This is a genomic window from Pseudomonas sp. (genome assembly GCF_032058845.1).
GTDB lineage: Bacteria > Pseudomonadota > Gammaproteobacteria > Pseudomonadales > Pseudomonadaceae > Aquipseudomonas.
In genome coordinates this window covers 1,168-9,830 of sequence record NZ_DAMCCR010000114.1, presented here as the reverse complement: position 1 = coordinate 9,830, position 8,663 = coordinate 1,168, and the positions used below count along the sequence as shown (strand labels likewise).

Here is an 8,663-nt window from a genome sequence, read left to right as displayed (position 1 = left end):
AACTGGCCAGCAGCGGTTTCGTCGCCCAGCCCGACGCGGTGCTGGAGGCGTTCTTCGAGATTCTCGGCCTCGGCGCGGCGCGCCCGGACAAGCTGCTGGCCGGCTGGGGCGCGCCGTGGCGGATCGATGCGCCCGGTCTGGAATTCAAGCGCTACCCCACCTGCGGCGGCACCCACAGTGCCATCGAGGCGGCGTTCGTCCTGCGTGCCAGCGCAGGCTTCGACCTGCATGCCGTGCAGGCCATCGAGGTCAGCTTCCCGCCCGGCGCTGACACCGCACCTTCGATCCGTGCGCCGCAGACCGGCGTGCAGGGGCGTTTCAGCCTCGAATACACCCTTGCCGACGCGTTGCTGCACGGCGAGATTGCCTTGGAGCGCTATGGCGAGCACCCAGTCGCCCCTGCCATTGCCGAGCTGGCGGCCAAGGTCCGGCGCAGCCCGGACCTCAGCGCACCGGCCGATGAGCTTGACCCGGACCTGCGCTTTCACCGTGTCACCTTGCACTTGGCCGATGGCCGCACGCTCAGCCACTGCGTCACCCGGCAGCAGACTGCCGCGACGCCCACCGATGTGCGCGGCAAGCTGCGCGCCAACCTGCACGCGCTGCCTGCCGAGCGCCTAGACGCCCTGTGTACCGACCTTCAACTTGCCGACGATGCCGCCTTGCAGCGCCTGGTCGCCCTCATTCGCTGCCCTTAAGGATCTGCCATGTCCACGCCACAGCCCGCTTCCCGTCAACTGCGCCTGGGCCTGTTCGTCCAGGCCCTCGGCCACCATGTCAGTGGCTGGCGCGCCGACGGTGCGCAAGGCTCGCCCACCGACATCGACTGGTTCACCTGGATCGCCCAGACCGCCGAGCAAGGCAAGTTCGACATGTTCTTCGTCGGTGACGCCCTGGCCACCAGCGTGCACCGCCTGCCCTCGACCATGTCGCGGCTGGAACCGTTGACCCTGCTCTCGGCCCTGGCCGTGCAAACCCGGCACATCGGCCTGGCGGCCACGGCCTCGACCACCTTCGACGAGCCGTTCCACCTGGCCCGCGCACTGTGCTCGGTCGACCACATCAGCCATGGCCGCGCCGCCTGGAACGTGGTGACCTCGTTTTCGGCAGACGCGGCGCGCAACTTCAGCCGCGAAGACCTGCCCTCGCACGCTGACCGCTATGAAGTGGCGCGCGAGTTCCTCGATGTGGCCTTCCAGCTGTGGGACGGCTGGGAGGAGGGTGCCATCGTCCGCGATAAAGCCACCGGCCAGTACAGCGACGAAGCCCGAATTCATGCCGCCAACCACAAGGGCAAGCATTTCCAGGTCCAGGGCCCGCTGAACATTGCCCGCTCGCCGCAGGGCCGCCCGGTGATCATCGAAGCCGGCTCTTCGCCTGCCGGCCAGCAGCTGGCCGCACAGACCGCCGAAGTGGTATTCACCGCCGCCGCCTCGCTGGAAGAAGGCCAGGCGTTCTACCGCAGCCAGAAGCAGTTCGTGCGCGAGGCCGGGCGCCATCCTGACCATCTGCTGATTCTGCCTGGCGTGATGCCGATTGTCGGGCGCACCCGCGAACAGGCCCAGGCCGTGTGGGATCAGCTCAACGAACTGGTCGACATCGACAATGGTATCGAACAGCTGTCGGCGCGCTTCGGCACTGACATGAGCGTGTACCCGCTGGACGGCCCGGTGCCCGAAATCAAACCCACCGAGGGCAGCCAGAGCCGGGTCAAGCTGCTTACCGAACTGGCCGCGCGGGAAAACCTCACCCTGCGCCAGCTCGCCGCTGTGGCGGCTGGCTCGCGTGGCCATCGGGTGATCGTCGGCACCGCCGAAGACATTGCCGACGATTTCCAGCACTGGTTGGAACAGGGCGGTGCGGACGGTTTCAACATCATGCCGGCCGTGCTGCCTGACCAGCTGCAGCTGTTCGTCGACCTGGTGATCCCGGAACTGCAGCGTCGCGGCCTGTTCCGCACCGAATACCAGTACGCCACCCTGCGTGAAAACCTGGGCTTGCCCGCCGTTACCGACAACTTTTCCGCCGTCGCCCCGTCGACCCCCCATAAGGAATGAGCCATGAATAAACCTGCACTGATCAGCGCCGCCGCCGCGCTGCTGGCCGTTCCCGGCGCTTTTGCCGCCCCTGCCCAAGGCAGCGTGCCGTTCGATGCCAGCGCCAAGCCCGCCGTGGACGCCGCGCTGCATGCGACCCTGCCCGAGGCGATCCAGAAACGCGGCTACATCGTCGCCGGCACCAACCCCAACACGCCACCGACCACCTTCTACCAGGCCGACAACAAGACCCTGGCCGGGCGCGAAATCGACATCATCAGTGCCGTGGCCGACCGCCTCGGCGTGCAACTGCAACTGCGTGACACCGGCGGTTTCGACAACATCATTCCGGGCCTCAAATCGGGCCGCTATGACGCGGCCCTGGCCAACATCGACGCCAACCCCAAACGCCTGGAACAGGTTGACTTCGTCGGTTACTACAACGCCTCCAAGCTCGCCCTGATCGGGCGGGCAGACGCAGCCCTTGGGCCGTTCAACAGCCTCGATGCGCTGTGCGGGCAGACCGTGGGTGCCGGCGCCGGCACCTCCCAGGTCACGCGCCTGCAGCAAGCCAGCGACGCGTGCGTGGCTGCCGGCAACAAGGCCATCACCGTGCCGATCTTCCCGGACCGCCCGGCAGGCGTACAGGCGGTGATCAGTGGCCGTGTGCCGATGTTCTTCGGTCCGTTCGAGGGCCTGCGCTACCAGGCCAGCCATGTCAAGCCGCTGGCCATGGCCGGGGAAATCACCATCGAAGACACCATCGTTTCCATCGCGCTGCCCAAAGGCTCGCCGCTGGGCAAGCCGATCCAGGCGGCGCTGAACTCGCTGATCGCCGATGGCACGTACAAGCAGATTCTCGACAAATGGGAAATCGGCTTCGGTGCAGTGAAATCGGCTGGCCTCAATGAAGAAAACATCCGATGAAGCCAACGCTCGACCCTGACAGCGCCGGCCTGCGCATCGTCGCCAACCGTCACTGGGGCCGTTGGGCCAGTGCCGCGGTGGTGCTGGCAGTGCTGGCGCTGGTGCTGCATTCGATGCTGGAGAACCCCCGCTTCGAGTGGGACGTGGTGGCCGCCAACCTGACCGAGGAGTCGATTCTCAACGGCGTGCTGATGACCATCAAGCTGACGCTGATCTCGGTGGTCTTCGGCTTTGCCGGCGGCACGCTGCTGGCGTTGATGCGCTTGTCGTCGAACCCGGTGCTGGTCGGCGTCAGTTGGGCCTATACCTGGTTTTTCCGCGCAGTGCCGATGCTGGTGCAGCTGTTCCTCTGGTACAACATCGCCGCGCTGTACCCGCGTCTGGTCTTGAGCCTGCCGTGGGTCGGTGAGGTGTGGAGCGCAACCACCAACGAGGTCATCAGCCCGTTCAGCGCGGCGGTGCTGGCGCTGGTCATTCACCAGTCGGCGTACGCGGCCGAAATCATCCGTGCCGGCATCCAGAGTGTCGGTGCCGGGCAGCTGGAAGCGGCCAAGGCACTGGGCTATCGGCCTGGACAGATCTTCCGCCAGACCGTCTTGCCGCAGGCCATGCGCACCATCTTGCCGCCGGCCGGCAACGAGGTGATCGGCCAGCTGAAAACCACGGCCGTGGTCTCGGTGATCGCCTTGCAGGATGTGCTGTACTCGGCGCAGATCATCTATCAACGCACCTATGAAGTGATTCCGTTGCTGCTGGTGGCCACCGCCTGGTACCTGCTGATGACGTCGCTGTTGTCGGTGCTGCAGCATTTCGTCGAGGTGCGCTTCAGCCGAGGTAACACCCAAGGTCGGCGCAACTGGCTGGGCCGCAGCGTGGCGCGGCAGGAGTCTGAAGCATGAGTGAGCCCATTCGCCTGCGCGGCGTGCACAAACAGTTCTCCGGCAACGCCGTGCTCAAAGGCATCGATCTCGACATCGCGGCGGGGTCAGTGACAGTGATCCTCGGGCCGTCGGGTTCGGGCAAGTCCACCTTGCTGCGGTGCATCAATCATCTGGAAAAGCTCGACGGCGGCACCATCCACGTGGGCGACACGCTGATCGGCTACCGGCGCAAGGGTCAGGCGCTGTACGAGCTGCCGGAAAAGCAGGTGGCCGAACAACGCCAGCGCATCGGCATGGTGTTCCAGCAGTTCAACCTGTTCCCGCACCGTACGGTGTTGCAGAACATCGTCGATGCGCCGCTGCGCATTCTTCGCCAGCGCAAGGGCGAGGTCCAGACCCGCGCCATGAGCCTGCTCGAACAGGTCGGCCTGGCGCATCGCGCCGATGCCTGGCCGCGCGAGTTGTCGGGTGGCCAGCAGCAGCGGGTGGCCATTGCCCGTGCCCTGGCCATGCAGCCGGAGGTGATGCTGTTCGACGAGCCGACCTCGGCCCTCGACCCGGAACTGGTGGGCGAGGTGTTGCAGGTCATGAAGCAGCTGGCGCACTCGGGCATCACCATGGTGGTGGTGACCCACGAAATCGGCTTTGCCCGGGAAGTGGCCGACAACATCGTGTTCATGGACCAGGGCCAGGTGGTCGAAAGCGGGGACGCCCGCACGCTGCTGGACAACCCGCAGCACCCGCGCTTGCGGGAGTTTCTGGCCAGCGTGCTGTAGAGGCGAGGGTCCTGAGTCGGAAGGAGTGGCTCAGGGCCATCATTTTTTTCAGTGCTGCCTCAAGAGTTACCGAATACGACCGATAGTGTGACAGGCCTCTCATTTTTCGCATGGACCGCGATCCACTACGGATAACGTATCCATGTCCATACGCAGTTTGAACATTGCCCCACGCGCGCTGCTGGGGTTCGCCTTGATCGGTTTGCTGATGCTCAGCCTTGGGGCGTTTTCCCTGATCCAGATGAGCGACATCCGCCAGGCTGGCGTGAAGATCGAATCCGTCAGCGTGCCCAGCATCAAGGCCCTCAACGAACTGACCATCGCCAACCAACGCTTGCGCACCCTGGGCTACAACCTGCTGGTCAACCGCGACCCGCAGGTCCTTGTCGAAACCGCGCAGCGCATGGATGAGCGCAACGCACAGGTCGACAAGGCCCGCCAGGCCTACCAGAACCTGGTCGAGGCACAGAACGAGCAAGTCATCTTCGACCACTATGGGCAATTGCTCGGTGAGTACCGTCAGTTCGAGGCGCGCATTCGCGCGTTCAGCCGCGATGGCCGCCTTGAGGACCTGCGCGCACTGCTCAACGGCGACATGCTGCGCAACTCCGACGCCATCAACACCGTGATGGGTGAGCTGGTGCAGTTCAACACCGACCAGTCGCGCAAGAGCAATGCCGCGGCCGAAAACAGCTATGAGACGGCCATTCGGCTGGTCATCGGGCTGCTGGTGATCGCCACCCTGCTGACCTTCCTGTTCGCGTTCCTGCTGACCCGCAGCATCGTCAGGCCGGTCGACGATGCCCTGCGCACCGCCGAGTGGATCGCCGCCGGGGACCTCACGCATGCCATCGACACCTCCGGCACCGACGAAGCCGCGCGCCTGCTGCAAGCCATGGCCAAAATGCAGAACGGCCTGCGCGACACCGTGCAGCAGATTGCCGGCTCTGCCACGCAGCTGGCCTCGGCCGCTGAAGAGCTGAACAGCGTCACCGACGAGGGCGCCCGCGGGCTGGCCCAGCAGAACGCCGAAATCCAGCAAGCCGCCACGGCGGTGACGGAAATGACCAGTGCGGTAGAGGAAGTGGCGCGCAATGCCGTGAGTACCTCCGAAGCGTCGGGCGAAGCCAGCCGCACGGCTGGTGACGGTCGCGACCTGGTGCTGGAAACCGTCAGCGCCATCGAGCGCATGAGCGGTGACGTGCAAGCCACCGGCAAGCTGGTCGAAGACCTCGCGGGGCAATCGCGCGACATCGGCAAGGTGCTCGACGTGATTCGCGGCCTGGCCGACCAGACCAACCTGCTGGCCCTCAACGCGGCGATCGAAGCCGCCCGCGCCGGTGAGGCGGGTCGTGGTTTCGCAGTGGTGGCCGATGAGGTCCGCGCTCTGGCGCACCGTACTCAGCAGTCGACCAGTGACATCGAACGCATGATCGGCAGCATCCAGGGCGGCACCGAGCATGCCGTGGAGTCGATGCGCACCAGCACCGAGCGCGCCGAGTCGACCCTGAACATGGCCCGCGGCGCCGGCTTGGCACTCGACACCATTGCCGGCGCGGTGTCGCAGATCAACGAACGCAACCTGGTCATCGCCAGCGCCGCCGAAGAGCAGGCGCAGGTGGCACGTGAAGTGGACCGCAACCTGGTGAACATCAACGACCTGTCGATCCAGAGCGCCGCCGGCGCGCATCAGACCACCATGGCCAGCGCAGAGCTGTCGCGCCTGGCGGTGGACCTGAATGGCCTGGTGGGCAAGTTCAGGACCTGAAGTTCATACGTGCCATCGGCTGCTCGACCGCGCACGGATCAGCCCCTCACCACTCGATCCGCTGCCCGTCCCAGGCCCAGAAACTGCCGCTGTCTTCAGGCCCATGCTCGGCGATCCGTTCGAGCAGGCGCTGGGCGGTGTAAGCGGGGGTAAACAGCTGTTCAGCCGGCACATTGCTCTGAAAGGGCGCCGACAGCGCAGTGTCGGTGGTGCCAGGGTGCAGCGAGAGCACGGTGGCCTGGGGGTTGAGGCGCTTGAGTTCGATGCTGGCGCTGCGCAACAACTGGTTCAGTGCCGCCTTGCTGGCACGGTAGCTGTACCAGCCGCCAAGGTGGTTGTCGTCGATCGAGCCGACCCGCGCCGAGAGCGCCGCGAACGTGGCGGGGTGTTTGCGCAGCAGTGGCAGCAGGTGTTTGAGCAGCAAGATCGGCGCAAAGGCGTTGCTGTTGAACGTGGCCTGCAAGCCGGCCAGATCAAGCTGCGCCAACGACTTTTCGGCACGCGCGCCTTGCTGGTGAAGAATGCCCAGGGTGCACACGACCAGGTTGAGGTGCGCGCTGTGCTCGGTCACGGCAGCCGCCACGGCCGCCAGGGCGGATTCATCGCGCGCATCGCAGTCCAGGCGGATCACCCGCGGACCGTAGCGATCAGCCAGCACTTGCAGCGCCGCACTGCGGCTGGCCTGGCGCGACACGGCCCATACCCGCGCCACATCGCCCCGCTCCAGCAGGAGACGACACAGCGCCAGGCCAATACCCTGGCTGGCGCCGGCGATCAGCACCTGGGCGGGGTCGGTGAGGTGGGGGAGCAGGGGCATGAGCGTTCCTCGGTGAATCAACGGGCTAAAATGGGCGCTGGCTGGCTGGCTGGCTGGCTGGCTTGTGCGGTGCTTAGAGCTTTGAAGGGGTCCGCAGGCATCTCAGGTTGTACACCCCTGTGGCACCAACTGTCGCCAGGGGTTTCCTTCAACCATCGTCCAGGAATGACTTGCCTGGGCGTCCGACAGTCTGTAGGAGCGGTTTCAACCGCGATGGGCTGCGCAGCAGCCCCAATGGCAGCCATTGCGTCTCACCAGGTTGGCCGATGGTGCCTGAACGGGGCCGGCGCAGCCGGCTTGATTCAGGCACCGCGCAGCAGCAGGTAAGTAGAGTTGGCAGCCTTGGGCCGGCGTTGCCGGCCATCGCGGCTAAAGCCGCTCCTACAGGACCGTACTGTCGAAAAAAGCCTGGTCCGACCGTTTGTCAGCCCTTCGTGAAAGACAGTTGGCTCCCACAGGATCGTTGTGAGCCCGACGAAATCATTCCAGCAGAAGAATGGGGCCTCGGTATGCGTTGCGCAGCGGCCGCAATTGCGGCTACTGCGTCATGCCAGGTTGGCCGATGGTGCCTGAACGGGGCCGGTTGCGCCGCCCATTGCGACTAACCAGAGCGACGGACCGGCCGCACGTGTAGGCCTCAGTACCTGCGCATCAGGAAAACGTTCCTCAGGATTCCCCAAACACCCTGCTTTGCGGCATGCTGCACCCCCGCCTGCCACCACACGATCCCCGGTCCATGTCCGTTTCCGTGTTCTACCTGAAACTGTTAGTCACCCCTGCGCTGATGCTGGGTATTTCCCTGGCCGGCAAGCGCTGGGGTACGCAGCTGGGCGGGTTGTTGTCCGGGCTGCCGTTGACCTCGGCGCTGGTGATGCTGTTCGTCAGCCTGGAACAGGGCCCGGCGTTCGCCTTGCAGGCCGTGCCTGGCGCGCTGGCAGGGCTGGCGGCCATCCAGGCCACTTACCTGTGCTATTTCCTCATCACCCGCCGGTGCTCGGCGTGGGTGGGCTGCACCGCCTCACTGCTGTTCTACGCCGCGTGCGCCTGGGCCATCAGCCACCTCGGCGGGCTGCTGCTGCCGGTGCTGATCATCCTGGCAATGCTCACGGCCAACCTGATCGCGACCCGGCCGCACCCTGGCCTGGGTGCGCCGACGGTGGTCGCGATGCCGCGCTGGGTGATCCCCATGCGCATGCTGACCGCCACTGCCTTGCTGCTGATCATCACCGCCAGCGCCGAGCACCTGGGGCCGGTGGCCAGCGGCGTGCTGGCGCCGATCCCGGTGATCGCCTGGCCGCTGGCAGTGTTCGCCCATGTGCAGGGCGGGCGTCATGAACTGGCGACCATCGTGCGGGGTAACGCCATCGGCGCGGTGGGGGTGATCGGCTTCTACCTCGCGCTGCATGCCACGATCCTGCAGTGGGGCACCGCGGCGGCGGTGGCGGCGGCGGTGGTGCT

7 protein-coding genes and 1 pseudogene are annotated in these 8,663 nt (G+C 65.8%); 7 read left to right on the top strand and 1 reads right to left on the bottom strand.

The features are described from left to right. The 6 genes and pseudogenes from RT028_RS17555 to RT028_RS17530 form a co-directional block, all read left to right on the top strand. Positions 1–698, top strand: a pseudogene (locus RT028_RS17555) (hypothetical protein); the annotation flags it as partial. Positions 699–707: 9 nt separating this feature from the next. After that, complete coding sequence (locus RT028_RS17550; RefSeq protein ID WP_312936381.1) at positions 708–2,057, top strand: LLM class flavin-dependent oxidoreductase; 1,350 nt, start codon at positions 708–710, stop codon at positions 2,055–2,057. A 3-nt stretch (positions 2,058–2,060) separates the two neighbouring features. After that, positions 2,061–2,963 (top strand): ABC transporter substrate-binding protein, encoded by a 903-nt coding sequence (locus RT028_RS17545; RefSeq protein ID WP_312936380.1) that lies wholly within the window; start codon positions 2,061–2,063, stop codon positions 2,961–2,963. Beyond that, a complete protein-coding gene (locus tag RT028_RS17540; RefSeq protein ID WP_312936379.1) occupies positions 2,960–3,862 on the top strand; it encodes an amino acid ABC transporter permease in 903 nt (300 codons plus the stop codon). The genes RT028_RS17545 and RT028_RS17540 overlap by 4 nt, the downstream gene beginning before the upstream one ends. Beyond that, positions 3,859–4,620, top strand: a complete 762-nt coding sequence (locus RT028_RS17535) for an amino acid ABC transporter ATP-binding protein (protein ID WP_312936378.1) — start codon at positions 3,859–3,861, stop codon at positions 4,618–4,620. Before RT028_RS17540 ends, RT028_RS17535 begins: the two co-directional genes overlap by 4 nt. Positions 4,621–4,762: 142 nt before the next feature. Further along, positions 4,763–6,388: a methyl-accepting chemotaxis protein gene (locus tag RT028_RS17530; protein ID WP_312936377.1), complete on the top strand. Its 1,626-nt coding sequence runs from the start codon at positions 4,763–4,765 to the stop codon at positions 6,386–6,388. Between the two features lie 46 nt (positions 6,389–6,434). On the opposite strand, the gene RT028_RS17525 is transcribed toward RT028_RS17530, so the two are convergent. Beyond that, on the bottom strand, positions 6,435–7,205 hold the full coding sequence (locus RT028_RS17525; protein ID WP_312936376.1) for an SDR family NAD(P)-dependent oxidoreductase: 771 nt from the start codon (positions 7,203–7,205) through the stop codon (positions 6,435–6,437). Between the two features lie 736 nt (positions 7,206–7,941). Here RT028_RS17525 and RT028_RS17520 point away from each other — a divergent pair. After that, positions 7,942–8,663 (top strand): hypothetical protein (locus RT028_RS17520; protein ID WP_312936375.1); only part of this gene is annotated, 722 nt, incomplete at its 3' end.

Coding starts and splice junctions, on each gene's coding strand:
- RT028_RS17550 (WP_312936381.1), top strand. CDS start 708: ATGTCCACGCCACAGCCCGCTTCCCGTCAACTGCGCCTGGGCCTGTTC.
- RT028_RS17545 (WP_312936380.1), top strand. CDS start 2,061: ATGAATAAACCTGCACTGATCAGCGCCGCCGCCGCGCTGCTGGCCGTT.
- RT028_RS17540 (WP_312936379.1), top strand. CDS start 2,960: ATGAAGCCAACGCTCGACCCTGACAGCGCCGGCCTGCGCATCGTCGCC.
- RT028_RS17535 (WP_312936378.1), top strand. CDS start 3,859: ATGAGTGAGCCCATTCGCCTGCGCGGCGTGCACAAACAGTTCTCCGGC.
- RT028_RS17530 (WP_312936377.1), top strand. CDS start 4,763: ATGTCCATACGCAGTTTGAACATTGCCCCACGCGCGCTGCTGGGGTTC.
- RT028_RS17525 (WP_312936376.1), bottom strand. CDS start 7,205: ATGCCCCTGCTCCCCCACCTCACCGACCCCGCCCAGGTGCTGATCGCC.